The organism is Pseudomonas grimontii (assembly GCF_007858185.1).
GTDB classification, from domain to species: Bacteria; Pseudomonadota; Gammaproteobacteria; order Pseudomonadales; family Pseudomonadaceae; genus Aquipseudomonas; species Aquipseudomonas grimontii.
On the sequence record NZ_VFES01000012.1, the window covers coordinates 87,028 to 104,817 of the forward strand.

At 59.5% G+C, this 17,790-nt stretch carries 19 protein-coding genes; 9 read left to right on the forward strand and 10 right to left on the reverse strand.

The genetic code is table 11. From position 1 onward, the window contains the following. The first annotated feature begins 31 nt into the window (after positions 1-31). Both dusA and tal read left to right on the forward strand, forming a co-directional pair. Positions 32-1,051, forward strand: coding sequence for a tRNA dihydrouridine(20/20a) synthase DusA (gene dusA / locus FIV39_RS19170; RefSeq protein WP_090407706.1), 1,020 nt, complete (start codon positions 32-34; stop codon positions 1,049-1,051). A 308-nt stretch (positions 1,052-1,359) separates the two neighbouring features. Then, entirely contained in the window at positions 1,360-2,286 is a 927-nt protein-coding gene (gene tal / locus FIV39_RS19175; protein WP_053136503.1) for a transaldolase, read from the forward strand. Positions 2,287-2,462: 176 nt separating this feature from the next. Here tal and rssC read toward each other — a convergent pair whose 3' ends face one another. Both rssC and rssB read right to left on the reverse strand, forming a co-directional pair. Continuing rightward, on the reverse strand, positions 2,463-2,945 hold the full coding sequence (gene rssC, locus FIV39_RS19180) for an anti-sigma factor antagonist RssC (protein WP_003172602.1): 483 nt from the start codon (positions 2,943-2,945) through the stop codon (positions 2,463-2,465). Then, positions 2,945-4,126, reverse strand: coding sequence for a two-component system response regulator RssB (rssB, locus tag FIV39_RS19185; RefSeq protein ID WP_027604216.1), 1,182 nt, complete (start codon positions 4,124-4,126; stop codon positions 2,945-2,947). Before rssB ends, rssC begins: the two co-directional genes overlap by 1 nt. 276 nt (positions 4,127-4,402) lie before the next feature. Between rssB and FIV39_RS19195 the strand changes: the two genes are divergently transcribed. After that, positions 4,403-4,699: a PilZ domain-containing protein gene (locus FIV39_RS19195; protein WP_053136506.1), complete on the forward strand. Its 297-nt coding sequence runs from the start codon at positions 4,403-4,405 to the stop codon at positions 4,697-4,699. 61 nt (positions 4,700-4,760) lie between these two features. On the opposite strand, the gene FIV39_RS19200 is transcribed toward FIV39_RS19195, so the two are convergent. Beyond that, the gene (locus FIV39_RS19200; RefSeq protein WP_090407710.1) at positions 4,761-5,450 is read right to left on the reverse strand and encodes an MlaA family lipoprotein; all 690 of its coding nucleotides are present in this window, start codon (positions 5,448-5,450) and stop codon (positions 4,761-4,763) included. A 195-nt stretch (positions 5,451-5,645) separates the two neighbouring features. On the opposite strand from FIV39_RS19200, the gene FIV39_RS19205 reads away from it, so the two are divergent. Both FIV39_RS19205 and FIV39_RS19210 read left to right on the forward strand, forming a co-directional pair. Next, positions 5,646-6,254, forward strand: coding sequence for a phosphatase (locus FIV39_RS19205; protein WP_090407712.1), 609 nt, complete (start codon positions 5,646-5,648; stop codon positions 6,252-6,254). A 111-nt stretch (positions 6,255-6,365) separates the two neighbouring features. Next, the gene (locus FIV39_RS19210; protein ID WP_090407715.1) at positions 6,366-6,632 is read left to right on the forward strand and encodes a DUF4404 family protein; all 267 of its coding nucleotides are present in this window, start codon (positions 6,366-6,368) and stop codon (positions 6,630-6,632) included. Positions 6,633-6,769: 137 nt separating this feature from the next. Here FIV39_RS19210 and queF read toward each other — a convergent pair whose 3' ends face one another. Together queF and copI are read right to left on the reverse strand one after the other, a co-directional pair. Next, positions 6,770-7,600 (reverse strand): NADPH-dependent 7-cyano-7-deazaguanine reductase QueF, encoded by an 831-nt coding sequence (gene queF / locus FIV39_RS19215; protein ID WP_090407718.1) that lies wholly within the window; start codon positions 7,598-7,600, stop codon positions 6,770-6,772. A 66-nt stretch (positions 7,601-7,666) separates the two neighbouring features. Continuing rightward, a complete protein-coding gene (gene copI / locus FIV39_RS19220) occupies positions 7,667-8,188 on the reverse strand; it encodes a copper-resistant cuproprotein CopI (protein WP_090407720.1) in 522 nt (173 codons plus the stop codon). Between the two features lie 156 nt (positions 8,189-8,344). Between copI and FIV39_RS19225 the strand changes: the two genes are divergently transcribed. Together FIV39_RS19225 and FIV39_RS19230 are read left to right on the forward strand one after the other, a co-directional pair. Next, positions 8,345-9,025: a heavy metal response regulator transcription factor gene (locus FIV39_RS19225; protein ID WP_090407723.1), complete on the forward strand. Its 681-nt coding sequence runs from the start codon at positions 8,345-8,347 to the stop codon at positions 9,023-9,025. After that, the gene (locus FIV39_RS19230; protein ID WP_090407727.1) at positions 9,022-10,362 is read left to right on the forward strand and encodes a heavy metal sensor histidine kinase; all 1,341 of its coding nucleotides are present in this window, start codon (positions 9,022-9,024) and stop codon (positions 10,360-10,362) included. Before FIV39_RS19225 ends, FIV39_RS19230 begins: the two co-directional genes overlap by 4 nt. 80 nt (positions 10,363-10,442) lie before the next feature. Here FIV39_RS19230 and FIV39_RS19235 read toward each other — a convergent pair whose 3' ends face one another. From FIV39_RS19235 to FIV39_RS19250, 4 genes are all read right to left on the reverse strand, one after another. Beyond that, a complete protein-coding gene (locus FIV39_RS19235; protein ID WP_159440138.1) occupies positions 10,443-11,048 on the reverse strand; it encodes a YopT-type cysteine protease domain-containing protein in 606 nt (201 codons plus the stop codon). A 471-nt stretch (positions 11,049-11,519) separates the two neighbouring features. Next, positions 11,520-12,764 (reverse strand): lipoprotein-releasing ABC transporter permease subunit, encoded by a 1,245-nt coding sequence (locus FIV39_RS19240; protein WP_090407733.1) that lies wholly within the window; start codon positions 12,762-12,764, stop codon positions 11,520-11,522. 58 nt (positions 12,765-12,822) lie between these two features. After that, the gene (gene lolD, locus FIV39_RS19245) at positions 12,823-13,506 is read right to left on the reverse strand and encodes a lipoprotein-releasing ABC transporter ATP-binding protein LolD (protein ID WP_024074097.1); all 684 of its coding nucleotides are present in this window, start codon (positions 13,504-13,506) and stop codon (positions 12,823-12,825) included. A gap of 7 nt (positions 13,507-13,513) precedes the next feature. Beyond that, complete coding sequence (locus FIV39_RS19250) at positions 13,514-14,764, reverse strand: lipoprotein-releasing ABC transporter permease subunit (RefSeq protein ID WP_090407736.1); 1,251 nt, start codon at positions 14,762-14,764, stop codon at positions 13,514-13,516. A gap of 94 nt (positions 14,765-14,858) precedes the next feature. Here FIV39_RS19250 and FIV39_RS19255 point away from each other — a divergent pair, with 94 nt between their 5' ends. Together FIV39_RS19255 and FIV39_RS19260 are read left to right on the forward strand one after the other, a co-directional pair. Beyond that, positions 14,859-15,443 (forward strand): PilZ domain-containing protein, encoded by a 585-nt coding sequence (locus FIV39_RS19255; protein ID WP_090407739.1) that lies wholly within the window; start codon positions 14,859-14,861, stop codon positions 15,441-15,443. Between the two features lie 46 nt (positions 15,444-15,489). Next, positions 15,490-16,212: a glycerophosphodiester phosphodiesterase gene (locus FIV39_RS19260; RefSeq protein WP_090407741.1), complete on the forward strand. Its 723-nt coding sequence runs from the start codon at positions 15,490-15,492 to the stop codon at positions 16,210-16,212. A gap of 42 nt (positions 16,213-16,254) precedes the next feature. Here FIV39_RS19260 and sthA read toward each other — a convergent pair whose 3' ends face one another. Next, entirely contained in the window at positions 16,255-17,649 is a 1,395-nt protein-coding gene (gene sthA / locus FIV39_RS19265) for a Si-specific NAD(P)(+) transhydrogenase (RefSeq protein ID WP_090407744.1), read from the reverse strand. Positions 17,650-17,790: the final 141 nt, after the last annotated feature.

Sequence of the window (17,790 nt, forward strand, 5' to 3'; positions counted from 1 at the left end):
GTAAAAACCGCTGTATAAAAGATCAGTATTAATGAATTTCGAAAAAGCCGCATCCCCAGCAAACGCTAGCCTTTCACGCTCAGAGCCGTCACGCCGGTTTAGTGTGGCGCCGATGATGGACTGGACCGACCGCCACTGCCGGTTCTTCCTGCGCCTGCTCTCCAAGCACGCCCTGCTCTACACCGAGATGGTCACCACTGGCGCGATTCTCCATGGCGACCACGACCGTTTCCTGCGTCATAACGAAGCCGAGCACCCTCTGGCGCTCCAGCTCGGCGGCAGTGTCCCCGCTGACCTCGCCGCCTGTGCCCGCATGGCCGAAGCCGCCGGTTACGACGAAGTAAACCTGAACGTCGGCTGCCCAAGCGACCGCGTCCAAAACAACATGATCGGCGCGATCCTGATGGCTCACCCGGCCCTGGTGGCCGATTGCGTGAAGGCGATGCGTGATGCGGTGTCGATTCCGGTGACGGTAAAGCACCGTATCGGGATCAACGGCCGGGACAGTTACGCCGAGCTGTGTGATTTCGTCGGAACGGTGAAGGACGCCGGCTGCACCAGTTTTACCGTGCATGCGCGGATTGCGATTCTGGAGGGGTTGTCGCCGAAGGAGAACCGCGACATTCCGCCGTTGCGTTATGACGTGGCGGCGCAGTTGAAGCAGGATTTCCCGGAGTTGGAGATTATTCTCAACGGCGGCATCAAGACGCTGGAGCAGTGCCATGAGCATTTGCAGACGTTTGATGGGGTGATGCTGGGCCGGGAGGCTTATCACAATCCGTATCTGCTGGCGGAGGTGGATCAGCAGTTGTTTGGCAGTGAATCGCCGGTGATCAGCCGGGCTGAGGCGTTGGCGCAGTTGCGGCCTTATATTGCTGAGCATTTGGCGACTGGCGGGACGATGCATCACATTACGCGGCATGTGCTGGGGTTGGGCACCGGTTTCCCTGGGGCGCGCAGATTCAGGCAGTTGTTGTCGGTGGATATTCATAAGGCTGCGGATCCGCTGGCATTGTTGGATCAGGCTGGGGCATTGTTGGAAGGGCGTTGATTGGATAGCTTGCAGGGGGTCAGTTGATTATTGGATGAGCTGACACACCGCCATCGGGGGCAAGCCCCCTCCCACATTTGGTGCAGTGTGTGCCAGGGAAGGCGTCAGTTGGCATGAAGGCGATATCCGACATCGGGCAATTGGGTTGAACCTGTCGGCCGTTCTGGCCTCCTATTCAGCAGTACGGCCGGGCATTCAAACGGCTGTTTTCAGGTTGTTGCCCTCGCAAACGATCGAACGCATTTGCGCCCTTGAGCGCCTGCCAGCGCTCGGGTAATGTCATCAGACCCATAGGACAGAGCACGCCCATGACTTCCAAGCTGGAACAACTCAAGCAATTCACTACTGTCGTAGCCGATACCGGCGATTTTTCTACCCTCGCCAAGCTCAAGCCTCAAGACGCCACTACCAACCCTTCCCTGCTGCTCAAGGCTGCGTCGATTCCGGGCTATGCCAAGCTGCTGGATGAGTGTGTGCAGGACTGCAACGGCGATGTCGGCCTGGCCAGCGACCGTTTTGCGGTGGCCGTGGGCCAAGAGATCCTGAAAGTCGTGCCAGGGCGTATCTCCACTGAGGTGGACGCGCGCCTGTCGTTCGACACTGACGCCGTACTCAAGCGTGCGCACCGTCTGATCGACCTGTACGACAAAGCTGGCGTTAGCCGTGACCGCGTGCTGATCAAGATCGCCTCCACCTGGGAAGGCATCCGCGCGGCGGAGAAGCTGGAAAAAGAAGGCATCCAGACCAACCTGACCCTGCTGTTCTCGTTTGCCCAGGCGGTAGCGTGCGCAGAAGCCGGGGTGTTCCTGATTTCACCGTTCGTAGGCCGTATCTACGACTGGTACAAGAAAGCCAATGGCAACGACTACACCGGCGCGGATGATCCGGGCGTGCAGTCGGTGACGCGCATCTACAACTACTACAAGGCTAATGGCTACAAGACCGTGGTGATGGGTGCGAGCTTCCGTAACCTGAGCCAGATTGAAGAGCTGGCCGGCTGTGATCGCCTGACCATCAGCCCGGACCTGCTGGAGAAGCTGGCGGCGGATGAAGGCAAGCTGGAGCGTAAGTTGTCGCCAGGGCATGCCGGGGAAGCGCGGGTGCATCTGACTGAAGCGCAGTTCCGTTGGGAGTCCAACGAGGATGCGATGGCGACCGAGAAGCTGGCGGAGGGGATTCGTCAGTTTGCTCGAGACCAGGAGAAGCTTGAGGCGCTGTTGTCCGCCAAGCTGTAAACGGCGCAGGCGGCAAAAAGGGCGGTACCTGTGAGGGTACCGCCCTTTTTTGCTCTGTTGTCCCCTAAGTAGCAGCTGCCGAGCGCAAGCGAGGCTGCGTCTGCGGTGTGTCAGGCAGGCCGCTGACGCAGCCTCGCTTGCGCTCGGCAGCTGCTACGTGCAGACGATCCCTGGGATCAGTGACGCTCGAGGGCGTTGACGAGGTCGTGGAAGGCTTCGCGGTTGGACTCATTGAGGCCCATCAGGATCTTGTGCGCTTCCAGCACCTTGACCCGTACGACTTCCTCGGACTGGTCCTGGGACGGCAGGTCGGTGAGGCATTCCGGGCACGGGATCGGGCGATCAACGATGTTGAATACCTGGTCGAAGCCCATGGACTGCAACAGACGAGTGATGTCTTCGTGGGTGGTGACGACGGTCGGCAACAGGCCGACCTTCTGCCGAGACAGAATGGACAACTTGGCCAACAGCCCAAGGGTGGTGCTATCGATGCTGCGGGTTTCGGTCAGATCGATCACGATCGCCGAGAAATTCAACGCTGTGAAAATCCGCTCAATCGTCGCATCCAGCGCCGAACACAAGGTCAGGCGCACTTCACCGACAAACTTCAGGACGAAGGTCCCGTCTTGCTCGGCGAATTGGATTCTTCCGGTACTCATCAAAGATTCCTGCTCAACACCAATAGGGCGATATCATCCGGCATCTCCCCTAGCGTGGCCAATCCAAAAACCTGCCGCAGGCCATCCAGGCTGCCGCCCGCCGACTTGACCTTTTGGGGCAAGGCGGCTTCTTTCTCTTTGAGTGTAGGCTCTGGAAGAAGGTCCAGGATGCCATCGGACATCAGCGTCAGGCTGAACGTCGGCGGCAGCTCCAGAATGTGGTCTTCGTAGGTGGCTTCATTGAACAAGCCTACGGGCAGACCACGCCCTTCCAGGTAACGCACACTGTCGGGAGTGTATAAAACAGGCATCGGCAGGTGACCGCCGATGCTGTAGGTCAAAAGACCGGTTTCTTCATCAATCACGCCGCCCACCATCGTCACGTGCTTGCCCAGCTTGCAGCTGATCAGGCCTCGGTTGATGTGGCCCAGCACCTCGGAGGGGGTGAACTCCGGCAAGGTGCCATTGCGCTTGGATTCGAACAACAGCCGTGTGGTCATGAACTTCAACAACACGGTGACAAAAGCAGAAGAAGCACCATGACCGGAGACATCGGCCAGGTAAAACGCGACACGCCGCTCGTCTACGCGGAAATAATCGACAAAATCTCCCGACAGGTACAACGACGGGATGATCTGGTGAGCAAACTGGAATTCGTCGATGGTCCAGGGGCTGACCGGCAGCATGTTCATCTGCACCTGGCGACCGGCGTTCTGGTCTTCCTGGAGCAGGTTAAGGCTGGCTTCGAGTTCGCGGTTGGCGGTTTCGAGCTTTTCGCGGTAGCGCTGGTTCTCGACCAGCAAGCGCGCACGATCCAACGCGCGGCGCACAGAGTGCTCCAGTACCGCCAGGTCTTCGAGGGGCTTGATCAGGTAGTCGGCAGCGCCCAGGCGCAGCGCCTCGACGGCATCGTTCATGACGCCAGCGCCGGACACGACAATCACCGGCGTCTGCGGGGCAAGCTCGGTCACCTGGCGAATCAGCTCCAAGCCGCCCATCTGGGGCATGCGCAGGTCGCAGATCACGAGGTCGGGCTGGTCGCGCTCGAATACCTGAAGACCCTGTTGGCCATTGCTGGCCTGCAGGACGCTGAAGCCACTGTCTTCCAAATAGGCTGCAAGGCTCGCGCGCACTACTTCGTCGTCATCGATTATCAGCAGCGTGGCACTGGTTTTTTGCATGTGGGCAAACGGCGCCAGAATTAGGTTGGCGTAGGTGGCTCGGCAATGGCCGGGCTCACGTACTGGATTCGCTTTCTAGCCTCTCTGTCCTACAAAGCATAGGCGTTTTGCCCACGCACAACGGTAAAGCAGAGGTGCCCTTCTAAGGCGCAGACGGTACTCCCATCCGCCAGGTGTTTCAAGCTCATGCCGATGGTCGCCGGGCGTCTTTACATCGCAAATCACCGGGAGTTATAAGAACAGCCACGACCACAACACAAAGTAAGGATGGAGCCGATGGGCGAACACGAGCGCGACTACGCCGAAAAACGCGATTTCATCCGCATGCGGGTGGATGCCGAAGTATCTTTGCTCCACGAAGGCCAGGAGATTGCCGGGGTTTGCGTGGACCTTTCCAGCTCCGGGATGCAGGTGCAGGCACCGCGCCAGTTCAACGTCGGAGACCTGCTCACCGTGCGCATTGATTCTGAGCATGCGGCGCTCAAGGGCCTGGAGGCAGACACTGAAGTGGTCTGGACCAAGACGGCAGGCGAAGAGCAACAACTGGGCCTTAAGATCTTGAAAATGCGCTGAAACCCGCGCACAAAAAAGGCGACCGCCAGGGTCGCCTTTTTTCATTTCAAAACATCACAGCTTAAAAGTCGTCGACGACCTTGCCGTCCTTGACCTTGAACTCACGGTTCTGCAGGTAGGCATTACGGATAAAGGTGTACTTGTCGCCGGTGATCAGCTTCTCGCTGTCGAGCAGGCTGGCACGGGTGTCAACGATGTTCAGGCCCATGGTGCTGTTGCGCCAGCCGATATCGTTCATGTAGCGGTACGGTTGGGTGTAGCTGTCTACGTATTTGGACGGCGCATCACGCAGGGTGCTCGGGCCCAGCAGCGGGATCATCACGTAGGGACCGCTGCCTACACCCCAATAACCCAGGGTCTGGCCGAAGTCTTCATCACTGCGTTGCAGCCCCATTTTGGTGCCGACGTCGATAAAGCCCAGCACGCCGAACGTGGTGTTAACCAGCAAACGCGCAGTGTCGACCCCGGCATTGTGGGGCTTGAGCTGCAGCACGTTGTTGGCCAGGTTGCCGACGTCGCCGATGTTGCGGAAGAAGTTGTGGATACCGTCTTCGACAAATTGCGGGGTGATCCACTGATAGCCTTGGGCCAATGGCTTGAGTGCGTAGGTATCAACGGTGTCGTTAAAAGTGAAGATCGGGCGGTTGACGCTTTCCCATGGATCATCTTCCGATGCAGCCTGTGCAGCGAAAGGGGCCAGCAAGACAGTGGCACACACCGACAGCTGAGCGAAGTGTTGGCTCCAGCGCATAGCTTTTGCTCCTTGAATGGTCTGTCATGGGCGCTATGCCCTGAATAAGGCCGTCAGTATATGACGGAAGTGTCCAATTAGGCAGCTGCTAGGAATACTCCTAACACAAATGGACAATTTTCCTACAATTCACCCGCCTGTCATCTGCTTGTCATCCTGCCCCGATAGCGTCACAGCTATTTCAGGGATGTCGACATGCCTCACGCCGAGATAGCCATCGCCAAAGCGCCCGCCTTGACCGCTGTTCTGTTTGGCCTGAGTGGTTGCCTGGTGGACTTTGGTTCCCAGGCGCGCACCGATTCCTCCTCCCCGGACTCCCAAGCCACGCCCGGCGCCCTGAAAATCCTGCGCAGCCTCAAGGAACAAGGCATCCCCTGTGCCTGGCTGGATGAATTGCCGCCATCGGTGACCACACCACTGGCCGCCGTACTGCCCGGCTGGCTCAAGGCGGCATCCCCCTCCTCCATCCGCTGGCCCGCGCCCCATGCCTGCTGGCAAGCCTTGATGGAACTGAACATTGAGCGCCTGGAAGGTTGCGTACTGGTCAGCGGTGAACCGCGCTTGCTGCAATCGGGGCTGAATGCCGGGTTGTGGACCATTGGCCTGGCCTCCTGTGGTTCACTGTGCGGCCTGGCGCCTGAGCAGTGGCAGGCGCTGAGCGACAAGGAACGCGAGCACAAGCGCGGCAAAGCCACCGTTGAGCTATATGGGCTGGGGGTGCACTCGGTGATCGATCACCTTGGTGAACTCGGCACCTGCCTGGCTGACATCAGCCTGCGACAGCTCAAAGGCGAGAAGCCCTGATCGAGATCATGCACAGTCGACGCCCGTGGATTAATCTACAGGTCAGTCCGTAGACCTTTCACGGCGTGCCGCGGTCTATGCCAGTGCCTATCGATAAAAAGGAAGAACGTCATGCCTGATCGCAAAAAACTGGAAGAACAGGTCGAGATCCTGCGCGGGCAGTTGGAACAGGAACCGCCGCTGTCGGAAGAAAAACGTGAAGCGCTGGAGGCCTTGATTGCCAAGTTTGAATTACAACTTGAACTTGAACCGGCCACCCAGACACCCAGTATTTCCGACGATGTGAGTCAAGCTGCCATAGAGTTCGACGCCGAGCACCCGGTGATTTCCGGGACATTGCGCAATATTATGATCACCTTGGGCAATATGGGCATCTAACCCGAACCCAAGCCAGGCGCAGAACCAAAATGTGGGAGGGGGCTTGCTCCCGATGCAGTGGGTCAGGCACAACGACTGTGACTGACACTCCGCAATCGGGAGCAAGCCCCCTCCCACATTTGGTTTTGTGTGAAGGCTTATTGGCGAGCCAGGCGCACGTTCTGGAACGCCACATCCTCAGTACTGCGGTAAGGGTTGATATCCAACCCCCCCCGCCGCACATACCGCGCATACACCGTCAACTTCTCCGGCTTCAGCAGGCGCTGCAGATCGAGGAAGATCCGCTCAACACACTGCTCATGAAAGTCCGAGTGCTGGCGAAAGCTCACCAGGTATTCCAGCAAACTCGCGTGATCCAACGCCGCACCGCGGTACTCCACCACCACGCTGCCCCAGTCGGGCTGGCTGGTCACCGGGCAGTTGGACTTGAGTAGGTGGCTGTGCACGCTCTCCTCGACAATGCGCGAGTCATCGCAACGCAGCAACTCCGGACGCGGATGCTCATAGTTGCTGACGCGAATGTCCAAGTCGTCAATGCACACACCCGGCAGGGCCATCACGCCTTCGGCTTCAATCTCGGCCAGGCGGCGGATACGCACGCTGACCGGCTTGCCGGCGGCAGCGCTGAGGTCGGTACGCAGGGTCGCTTCCAGGCTTGGTGTATCGGCGAACGCGGTCTGGTTCAGCGAGTTGAGGTATAGCTTGAACGACTTGGACTCGATGATGTTCGGCGAGTCGGCCGGGATGCTGAATTCACCGATGGCCACCACCGGCTTGCCCGACGGCAGCAACCAGGACAACTCGAAGCAGTTCCAGAAGTCCACGCCCTTGTAGGGCAGGGTCTCGGCGCTCAGGCCCAGCTCGGCCCATTTGGCGGCGCGTGGAATCGGGAACAGCAACGAAGGGGTGTAGGTGGAGATGTATTCACTGGACTTGCCCAGCGGCGAATGTTCGGCTGCGGGATGCATGGCGGAAACCTGGCTAAATAAACCGCGCCAGTCTACCAGCCTTTGCCCCCGCCCTTAAGAAACGCCTTACTCAACGGTCAGCTTACCGACCATGCCCGCCTGGTAATGCCCGGGGAGGTTGCAAGCAAACTCCAGGCCGGTGGCCTTGGTGAACGTCCAGGTCAGCTCAGCGGTCTTGCCGGGCTGCACCAGCACGCTGTTGGGGTCATCGTGTTTCATGCCGCCCATCTCACCGTGGCCCATGGCACTGTGATCCATCTTGCCCATTCCCGTGGACGTGAGCATGCCGCTGGCCTGCATCTGCAACATTTCCTTCTGGTGTTCGGCGTGCATCGCCGCGTCACCGAGGTTGAATTCATGCAGCAACTGGCCTTTATTGACCAGTACAAAGCGCACCGTCTCACCGGCTTTGACGTCCAGGGACTTGGGCGAAAAGGAAATGTCCTGCAGCGTCACTTCCACGGTACGCGTGGCCTTATCGGCCGGTGCCGGCTGACCGAACGCGTAGGTATGGGCCGCATCCGCCATTGCATTGAAACTCAACGCCAACAGGCAGCCCGCCAACAACAGGGGTGTACGCAATGCCATCTCGATTCTCCAAAAGTGTGCAACCTGCTTGGACAGCACTTTAAAATTGCGCCGCTGCCAGCCAGCTGACTGCTAGATTACAACTTTGTCAGGTTGCGCCCTTCCCCTGGCACCCACGGTATAAAGCCCCTCGTGAACTGTTGCCAAGAGCCGCCCATGAAATTGCTGATCGTCGAAGACCAACCGAAAACCGGCCACTATCTGCGTCAAGGCCTGGCCGAGGCTGGCTTTACCACCGAACTGGTGGCCGACGGCACCAGCGGCCAGCACCTGGCGCTGACCGGCGATTATGACTTGCTGATCCTGGACGTGATGCTGCCTGGTCGCGACGGCTGGCAAATCCTGCAAGCAGTGCGCAGTGCCGGCATGGAGATCCCGGTGCTATTCCTGACCGCCCGGGACGCTGTGGAAGACCGTGTGCATGGCCTGGAACTGGGCGCCGACGATTACCTGGTCAAGCCCTTCGCCTTCTCCGAACTGCTGGCGCGCGTGCGCACCCTGCTGCGCCGTGGCAGCAGCACGCCGCAGGAAACCGCCCTGCAATTGGCCGACCTGCGCCTGGACCTGATCCGCCGCCGCGTCGAACGGGGCGGCCAGCGTATCGACCTCACCGCCAAGGAGTTCTCCCTGCTGGAACTGCTGCTGCGCCGCCAAGGCGAAGTACTGCCCAAGTCGCTGATCGCCTCCCAGGTGTGGGACATGAATTTCGACAGCGACACCAACATCATCGAAGTCGCGATCCGGCGCCTGCGCCTGAAAGTCGACGACCCCTTCCCCTCCAAGCTGATCCATACCGTGCGCGGCATGGGTTATGTGCTGGAGGAGCGGAGCCATTGATCCAGCGTCTGTCCCTGGCCAGCCGCCTGGCCCTGCTGTTTGCAGCCTGCACCGCAGTGGTCTCGCTGCTCGCGGGCGTGCTGTTCAACCATGCCAGCGAGGCGCACTTCATTGAGCTGGACCAACAGCAACTCGACAGTAAGCTGGTGGCGCTGCGCAGTACCTTGCAGGGTGTCGAATCGCTGGACTCATTCGCCCAACGCGAAGCGCAGCTGCGAGCCGAACTCAATCGCCAACCTGACCTGACATTACGCATCACCGCCGCAGGCCAGCGCTGGCTGGACGATGCGCCAAGCGTCACTCTGCCCGAGGCGCCGGGCCTGCACACCCTGCAAAACGCCGGCACCGACTACCGCGTGTACAACGCGCCCTTAAGGCCCGGCCAGCCCACTTCACCGCAGCTGACCCTGATGCTCGACATCACCCACCACCAGCACTTCCTGCAACGCATGCAGCATTTGATCTGGCTCACCGTCGGCCTGTCGGCCCTGGCCACCGCGCTGCTGGGCGCCTGGGCTGCACGCAGTGGCTTGCGCCCGTTGCGACGCATGGGCGAAGTGGCTGCCGGCGTATCGGCCCACTCCTTGACCCAGCGCCTGCCTCAACAGCAAATGCCGGCGGAATTGGCCGAACTGGCCCAGGCCTTCAATGCCATGCTGGGTCGGCTGGACGACGCATTCCAGCGCCTTTCAGCGTTCTCCGCCGATATCGCCCATGAACTGCGCACGCCACTGTCGAACCTGCTGACCCAGACCCAGGTCATCCTCACCCAGCCGCGCCCGCTGGAGGACTACCGCGAGGCGCTGCACAGCAATCTGGAAGAGTTGCAATGGATGGCGCAACTGGTCAACGACATGCTGTACCTGGCCAAGGCGGACCATGGTTTGTTGGTGCCCAAACGTGAGGCCCTGAACCTGGCGATTGAAGTGGATGCCCTGTTGGAATTTTTCGCTTTGCTGGCGGAGGAGGCCCAAGTCAGCCTGGTGCGCGAAGGCACTGCCCATACCCTGGGTGATCGCGGCATGTTGCGTCGGGCGCTTTCGAACTTGCTCGATAACGCACTGCGGTTTACGCCCGCGGGCGGTGAAGTGCGTGTGAGTCTGGTGGAGGGTGTATCGGTGAAGGTTGAGAACAGCGGCGAAGGCATTCCACCAGAGCTGCTACCGAGATTGTTCGACCGATTCTATCGGGCCGATCCGGCGCGCCATGAAGGCAGCAGCGAGCATGCCGGGCTGGGACTGGCGATTACCCAGTCGATTGTAAGAGCGCATGGGGGGAAGATTTTTTGTGAATCAGAGGCGGGATGTACAAGATTTATAATTGAGCTGCACGGGTAAGGCCAATCGCCAACAGCTTCTAAGGGATCTGAATCCGCTCCTAAGATAAAGAGCCACTTACAAGAATCGGCGAAATCTAATCAACCGAAAGAATGCACAGAATAATAACTTAGCATCCCCAATAAGTCGTATCTCTTTAACTTCAAGTATTCCGACAGCCATGGCCTAAATACAGATTCTTTTGGAAATACGAACTCGCCCGCATTTGGATCCATGAAGACAACCTGCGTTTGACTACGCAGAAAGCCCATCCCATGAGCACGTTCGAGGCTCGCGATGGTGAAACATACATATCGGCCAGGCACCCGTAACAGTGAGTTGGCTATATCAGCCGCTCTCACTTTTTGAACAAAATCAATATTTGTTTCGAAAGTGAGCAACACCAAGCCTGCCGAGGACATTCCCGCCTGGAACCTGGATTTCACATCTGCATCATTGCCTTTTAGACGCACCATCTGTTGACGCGCCATGAGAAAACGTACGCGATTCTTCCCCGAGTCACTATTGAGCGACTCCCAGAAATCAATACTATTACGCTTACATCGCAACCAGTCGATCGTCATGCCAAAACACCAACCTCCTCTCGTCAAATCATAGCTGCGCATTGCATGGTCATCGCATTGTCTATAATATTTAACGATTTCCACATCATACTTTTGACATAAGTTTAGTAACCGCTCTTTCATATTCACACTCCCCGTAACCACTCGTAACTTTCCAGCTTGGCGCGCCATACTTACAGGCTCATTTAAGCGCTCTAAACCGACAGTCATTATTTTTACGAAGAATGTTCCTGAAAACCAGTCATCAATTATGGTTAATTAACTAATAAGGAAAAGCCTACCCCCCCCCCGCCGAGAACACCCGGAGTGACTGGGCTGCTGGGACTGGTGATGTGACCGCGCACGACGCTGATCATTTACAGCTGTGCCGGCCGAAGAAAATCTTTGTATGTGCAGGCCGGCCACCCTTGGCCAATTGGGCGCATGCAATACCAGACGAGGCAACCGTAAAGTTGCCTGCAGAGGGAAGGTGTTGATACGGCCAAGCTGTCTTAGTGCAAAAACCTGCTAAGGACTTGGCCGTAAACAAAGTATCTACAGGTACAGTGCACTCCCCTGTAAAAACTGATTGACCAACGACGACAGTGTCAAATGTTACGAATATCTCAAGGCATGCGCCGGCTCAATCTTCGCCGCCCGATACGCCGGGTAAATCGTCGCCAGGAAGCTCAACACAAACCCGGCCGTACAAATCAGCACCACATCGCCACTTTGCAGCTCCGAAGGCAGGTTGCTGACGAAGTACACGTCCGAACTGAAAATATGCTGCCCGCTCACCCGCTCCAGCCAGCCTACCAGCTCACTCACGTTGAGCGCCGCAAGCACGCCCAGCACGCCGCCGATCAACGTGCCGACGATGCCGATCACCGTGCCCTGCACCATGAAAATCGCCATGATCTGCCGTGGCGTGGCGCCAATGGTGCGCAGGATTGCGATGTCCGCGCCCTTGTCGTTCACCACCATGATCAGCGTGGCGATGATGTTGAACGCCGCGACGGCGACGATCATCAGCAACAACAGGCCGATCATGGTCTTTTCCATCTTCATCGCGCTGAACAAGCTGCCCTGGGTGTGGGTCCAGTCATCGGGCTTGTAGCCGCTGCCGAGGCTGGCGGCGATGTCCGCCGAGACCTGGGGCGCTGCGTACAGGTCTTTCAACGCCAGGCGCACGCTCTGCACCTGGTTCGGCTGCCAATGCTGTATCTCGGCAGCGTCAGCCATGTGGATCAAGGCCATGGAACCATCCAGCTCGGCGCCGATCTTGAAGATACCCACCACGTTCAGACGCTGCATGCGCGGGGTGATACCACCGGGCGCGCTGCTGATTTCCGGGACGATCAGGGTCAGTTTGTCACCCACATTCAGGCGAAAACGCCGAGCGGTGATTTCGCCGACCACCACGCCGAACTCGCCGGGCTTCAGGTCCTCCAGTTTGCCCTGCACGATATGTTGGGCCACGATCGACACCTTGCCTTCCTGGGCCGGATCGACGCCGCTGATCTCAATCGGCTGCATCGCGCCCTTGTAGGAGAACATGCCATCCATCTGAGTGAACGGTACGGCGGCGGTCACTTGCGGGTTCTTCATCGCCGCAGCGGCCACCGGCTGCCAATCATCGATCGGGTTGGCCCCGACGATGGTGGCGTGGGGCACCATGCCAAGGATGCGCGAGCTCATTTCGCGCTGGAAGCCGTTCATCACCGACAGCACCACGATCATCGCCAGCACGCCCAGGGCGAGGCCGATCATCGACGTCATCGAGATAAACGAAACAAAACGGTTGCGGCGCTTGGCGCGGGTATAGCGCGTGCCGATGAAAATCGATAACGGTCTGAACATTCGCGGGCACCGTTGGAAAAATAGAAAACCCGGCGTCAGGCACCGGGCTTGAAACAGGTCAGATGGCGACCAGATGGCCTTCCTGCAGGTGCAGCACGCGGTCCATCTGGCGGGCCATGCTCATGTCATGGGTCACCACCAGGAACGCGGTGCGCATCTGGGTGCTCAGTTCCAACATCAAGTCCTTGATGCCCTGGGCGGTGTGGGAGTCGAGGTTGCCGGTAGGCTCGTCGAGCATCACCAGGCCCGGGTTGTTCACCAGGGCACGGGCAATCGCCACGCGCTGGCGCTCGCCACCGGACAGTTCGGCCGGTTTGTGCTCCAGGCGATGACCGAGGCCGACGCGCTCGAGCAACGCCTTGGCACGCTGGCGCGCTTCCGGGATCGCGGTCTTGCCGATCAACAGCGGCATGCACACGTTTTCCAGGGCGGTGAATTCCGGCAACAGGTGGTGGAACTGGTACACAAAGCCCAACGAGCGGTTGCGCAACTGGCCACGAGCCTTTTCATTCAAGGCCGACAGTTCTTCACCGGCCAGCCATACGCTGCCCTGGGACGGCGTATCGAGGCCGCCCAACAGGTTGAGCAAGGTACTTTTGCCGGAACCGGAACTGCCGACGATCGCCACGCGCTCGCCGGGGTGCAGTTCCAGTTGCAGGTTGGACAGCACCACAACCGACTCCGGGCCTTCCTCGTAGGATTTGCCCAGGTTGCGGCAGCTCAGGATTGCTTTTTCACTCATGCCCGATTCACTCATAACGTAGGGCCTGTGCTGGCTGGGTACGTGCCGCGCGCCAGGCTGGATACAGGGTGGCAAGGAAACTCAGGACCAACGCGGCGCCGCCGACCATCAGCACATCCTGGGTCTGAACCTGGGATGGCAAGTAATCGATGAAGTAGACGTCGGCGTTGAGGAACTTGTGGCCGATCACCTTTTCAAGCAAGGCGATGGCGGCGCTGACGTTCAGCGCGGCCAAAATGCCCACCGCCGTGCCGATCAAGGTGCCGACCACGCCAATCACGGTGCCCTGCACCATGAAGATCGCCATGATCTGCCCAGGCGTGGCGCCCAGTGTACGCAGGATGGCGATGTCGCCTTTCTTGTCATTCACCACCATCACCAGCGTGGAGATGATGTTGAAGGCGGCGACGGCGACGATCAGCAGCAACAGCAGGCCGATCATGGCTTTTTCCATGCGGATGGCCTGGTACAGGTTGCCGTGGGTGCGGGTCCAGTCGCGGGCGTAGTACTGGCTTTCACCCAGGTGCTGGGCGATGTCCCAGGCGCCGCGCGGGGCGTCGAACAGGTCGTTGAACTTGAGGCGCAGGCCCTGCACCTGGTCCGGCTGCCAGCGATGCAGGCGGGCCAGGTCGGTGAGGTTGGTCAGGCCGAGGTAACCGTCGATCTCGCCGGCGCCGACGTGGAAGGTACCGACCACGGTAAAGCGCTTCATGCGCGGGAACATCCCGGCCGGCGTCACGGTGACTTCCGGCGCGACGAAGGTCAGCTTGTCGCCGATGCCCACGCCGAGCTTGGCCGCCGCCTTGTCACCGATGACGATGCCAAAACTGCCGGGCGCCAGATCGTCGAGTTTGCCCTGCAACATGAACTTGTCGATGATCGAGACGTTGCGTTCCTGGGCCGGGTCGATGGCATTGAGCAGGATTTTCTGCACCTTGCCGTCGTTGGTCAGCAGCCCCTGCATCTGGGTAAACGGCGCGACGGCCACTACCTTGGGGTTCTGCTTGACCTTGGCGGCCAGGCTTTGCCAGTCGCTGATGGGCGCATCGCCTTCAATGGTCGCGTGGGGCACCATGCCCAGCACGCGGGTGCGCATCTCATGATCGAAGCCGTTCATCACCGACAGCACCACGATCATCACGACCACGCCAAGGGCGAGACCGATCATCGAGGTCAAGGAAATGAACGACACAAAATGATTGCGACGCTTTGCACGGGTATAACGCGTGCCAATAAATACGAAGAGAGGTCTGAACATGTCGGGGCTTGTTCGGAGGAAAAGAAGACGTCCCGGTGGCGGGGTCTGGTAAGCAGCTTTACACTCAAACCATTACCGCTAGCTGGGGTTCGCCATGTCGACATTAGATGAAGAAGAACGCCGCGAATACTACCGTATCGACGACATGATCGCACTTCAAATCAAAAGCCTGTCTGCCCCCGAGGCGGCGAGCAAGGAAGTATTGCTGGATGATTCACCGCTGTTCAATCTGCTCAGCGAACTGCACCTGAGCGAATTTGAAGCCCAGCACCTGCTGCGCCAGCTCAGCGAGAAGGATCGCACCCTCGTCGCCTTCCTGCGCGTGCAGAACAAACGCTTGGACCTGCTCAGCCAGATCATGGCCCGCGGCCTGCTGGATGAGGTCGGCGCGCCGCAGCCGGTGATCATTTCCGAAGGCGGCCTCGACTTCCAACACCCCTCCCCCCTGACTGTCGGTGCGCACCTGGCGGTCAAGCTGGTGCTGATGCCCCAGGCGCTCGGCCTGCTGCTGCGCGCGCGAGTCACCCATTGCGATCCCAAGGGCACGGGCTTTGACGTAGGCACGGAATTCGAAGCCATGACCGATGCCCAACGCCAGCTGCTGGCGCGCTACATCCTGCAGAAACAGGCGCAGGAACGGCGCCTGGCACGGGAACAGAGCGACGCCCAAGACACCTGAACTCTCGAATTCACCCCGCCAGACAACCTGGCGTAAAGGAGCAACTGTGACCCTGATCTACGGCCACCGCGGTGCCAAAGGCGAAGCACCGGAAAACACCCTGACCAGCTTCCAGGAGTGCCTCAAGCACGGTGTACGCCGCTGCGAACTGGATTTACACCTGTCCATGGACGGCGAGCTGATGGTCATCCACGACCCGACCCTCAAGCGCACCACGGACCGGCGCGGCAAAGTCGTTGAGTATTCGGCGGCAGACCTGGTGAAGATGGACGCGCGCAAGGGCGGCCCGGGCTGGGTCAAGCCTTGCCCGATTCCACGCCTGGAAACGCTGTTCGAACAGTGCGACTTCGATCACTGGCAACTGGAAGTCAAAAGCGCCTCGCGCACCCGCGCCGCGACCACGGTGCTGGCAATTCGTGAGATGGCCGTGCGTTTCGGCCTGATGGACAAGGTCACCGTGACCTCAAGCTCGCGGGAAGTGTTGAAAGCAGCGGTTGAGCTCACTCCCGACCTGTCACGCGGGCTGGTCGCCGAATATGCCTGGCTCGACCCGCTGAAGGTCGCGCAAAACTACGGCTGTGAGATGCTGGCGTTGAACTGGACGTTGTGCACCCCCGAGCGTCTGGAAAAAGCCCAGCGCCAGGGCCTGCACGTGTCCGTGTGGACAGTCAACGAACCTGCGCTGATGCGCAGGCTCGCCGACTTCGGCGTAGATAGCCTGATTACAGACTTTCCCGGTTTGGCCACTGCCACCCTCGAGAATTACTGAAATCGGTCTCCCCGGCCGGCTCAGGCCACCGGCCGGAGCCGCTCAAAAAAGCCGGTTGAGGCCGTCGTAGGCCGCCACCCGATAGGCTTCAGCCATGGTCGGGTAGTTGAACGTGGTGTTGACAAAATACTTGAGGGTATTTTGCTCGCCCGGCTGGTTCATGATCGCCTGGCCGATGTGCACGATCTCCGACGCCTGGTAGCCGAAGCAATGCACGCCGAGGACTTCCAGGGTTTCGCGGTGGAACAGGATCTTCAGCATGCCTTGCGGCTCACCGGCGATCTGCGCACGCGCCATGCTCTTGAAGAACGCCTTGCCGACTTCATAAGGCACCTTGGCCTTGGTCAGTTCGTGCTCGTTCTTGCCGATCGAGCTGATCTCGGGAATCGTGTAGATCCCGGTCGGCACGTCGTTCACATAACGCCAGCTGCCGTTGTCGACAATGCTGCCAGCGGCCGAACGGCCCTGGTCATGCGCCGCACTGGCCAGGCTTGGCCAGCCGATCACGTCACCGGCACCGTAGATGTTGGTCACGCAGGTGCGGTAGTTCTCGTCGACTTCGATCTGGCCACGGTTGTTGACCTTGACCCCGATGTTTTCCATGCCCAGCTTGTCGGTGTTGCCGGTACGGCCATTGCACCACAACAAGGCGTCGGCCTTGATCTTCTTGCCGGACTTGAGGTGCAGGATCACACCGTTGTCCAGGCCTTCGACCCGCTCGTACTCTTCGTTGTGACGCACGGTGATGTTGTTGTTGCTGAAGTGGTAGCTCAACGCCTGGGAAATTTCCGAGTCGAGGAAGCTCAGCAACTGGTCGCGGTTATCCACCAGTTCCACCAGCACGCCCAGGCCGCTGAAGATCGAGGCGTATTCACAGCCGATCACGCCGGCGCCGTAGATGATCAGTTTGCGCGGGGTGTGGCCCAGGCTGAGGATGGTGTCGCTATCGTAGATACGCGGGTGGTGGAAATCGATGTCAGCCGGGCGATACGGGCGCGAACCGGTGGCGATGATGATGTGCTTGGCCACCAGCGTCTCGACCACGCCGTTGGCGCACACCACTTCGACGGTTTGCTCGTCGGCGAAGCTGCCGGTGCCGAAGAACAGGTCGACACGGTTACGCGCGTAGTAACCGGTACGCGAAGCCACCTGCTTGGAGATGACCTTCTCGGCGCTTTTCAGCACGTCCGGGAACGAGAACCAGCGCGGCTCGCCAATGGCCCGGAACATCGGGTTGGTGTTGAACTGCATGATCTGGCGCACCGAGTGACGCAAGGCCTTGGACGGGATGGTACCCAGGTGGGTGCAGTTACCGCCGACCTGGCGACGGCTATCGACCATCGCCACCTTGCGCCCTGCCTTCGCGGCGTTCATTGCCGCACCTTCTCCAGCCGGGCCGGAACCCAGTACCACCACGTCGTAGTTGTAGACAGCCATGCGTACTCCTCAGAACAGGCCAGGCGCACGGTTGGACGCCTGGCTAAATCATGCCGCGGCCAGCGGTCATGAAGGACAATTTGGCTCAAGTGTGTGAACCGGGGCACAGTCTATATAAGGCTCAACGCCGCGCACATTAAC

Coding starts and splice junctions, on each gene's coding strand:
- dusA (WP_090407706.1), top strand. CDS start 32: ATGAATTTCGAAAAAGCCGCATCCCCAGCAAACGCTAGCCTTTCACGC.
- tal (WP_053136503.1), top strand. CDS start 1,360: ATGACTTCCAAGCTGGAACAACTCAAGCAATTCACTACTGTCGTAGCC.
- rssC (WP_003172602.1), bottom strand. CDS start 2,945: ATGAGTACCGGAAGAATCCAATTCGCCGAGCAAGACGGGACCTTCGTC.
- rssB (WP_027604216.1), bottom strand. CDS start 4,126: ATGCAAAAAACCAGTGCCACGCTGCTGATAATCGATGACGACGAAGTA.
- FIV39_RS19195 (WP_053136506.1), top strand. CDS start 4,403: ATGGGCGAACACGAGCGCGACTACGCCGAAAAACGCGATTTCATCCGC.
- FIV39_RS19200 (WP_090407710.1), bottom strand. CDS start 5,450: ATGCGCTGGAGCCAACACTTCGCTCAGCTGTCGGTGTGTGCCACTGTC.
- FIV39_RS19205 (WP_090407712.1), top strand. CDS start 5,646: ATGCCTCACGCCGAGATAGCCATCGCCAAAGCGCCCGCCTTGACCGCT.
- FIV39_RS19210 (WP_090407715.1), top strand. CDS start 6,366: ATGCCTGATCGCAAAAAACTGGAAGAACAGGTCGAGATCCTGCGCGGG.
- queF (WP_090407718.1), bottom strand. CDS start 7,600: ATGCATCCCGCAGCCGAACATTCGCCGCTGGGCAAGTCCAGTGAATAC.
- copI (WP_090407720.1), bottom strand. CDS start 8,188: ATGGCATTGCGTACACCCCTGTTGTTGGCGGGCTGCCTGTTGGCGTTG.
- FIV39_RS19225 (WP_090407723.1), top strand. CDS start 8,345: ATGAAATTGCTGATCGTCGAAGACCAACCGAAAACCGGCCACTATCTG.
- FIV39_RS19235 (WP_159440138.1), bottom strand. CDS start 11,048: ATGAAAGAGCGGTTACTAAACTTATGTCAAAAGTATGATGTGGAAATC.
- FIV39_RS19240 (WP_090407733.1), bottom strand. CDS start 12,764: ATGTTCAGACCGTTATCGATTTTCATCGGCACGCGCTATACCCGCGCC.
- lolD (WP_024074097.1), bottom strand. CDS start 13,506: ATGAGTGAAAAAGCAATCCTGAGCTGCCGCAACCTGGGCAAATCCTAC.
- FIV39_RS19250 (WP_090407736.1), bottom strand. CDS start 14,764: ATGTTCAGACCTCTCTTCGTATTTATTGGCACGCGTTATACCCGTGCA.
- FIV39_RS19255 (WP_090407739.1), top strand. CDS start 14,859: ATGTCGACATTAGATGAAGAAGAACGCCGCGAATACTACCGTATCGAC.
- sthA (WP_090407744.1), bottom strand. CDS start 17,649: ATGGCTGTCTACAACTACGACGTGGTGGTACTGGGTTCCGGCCCGGCT.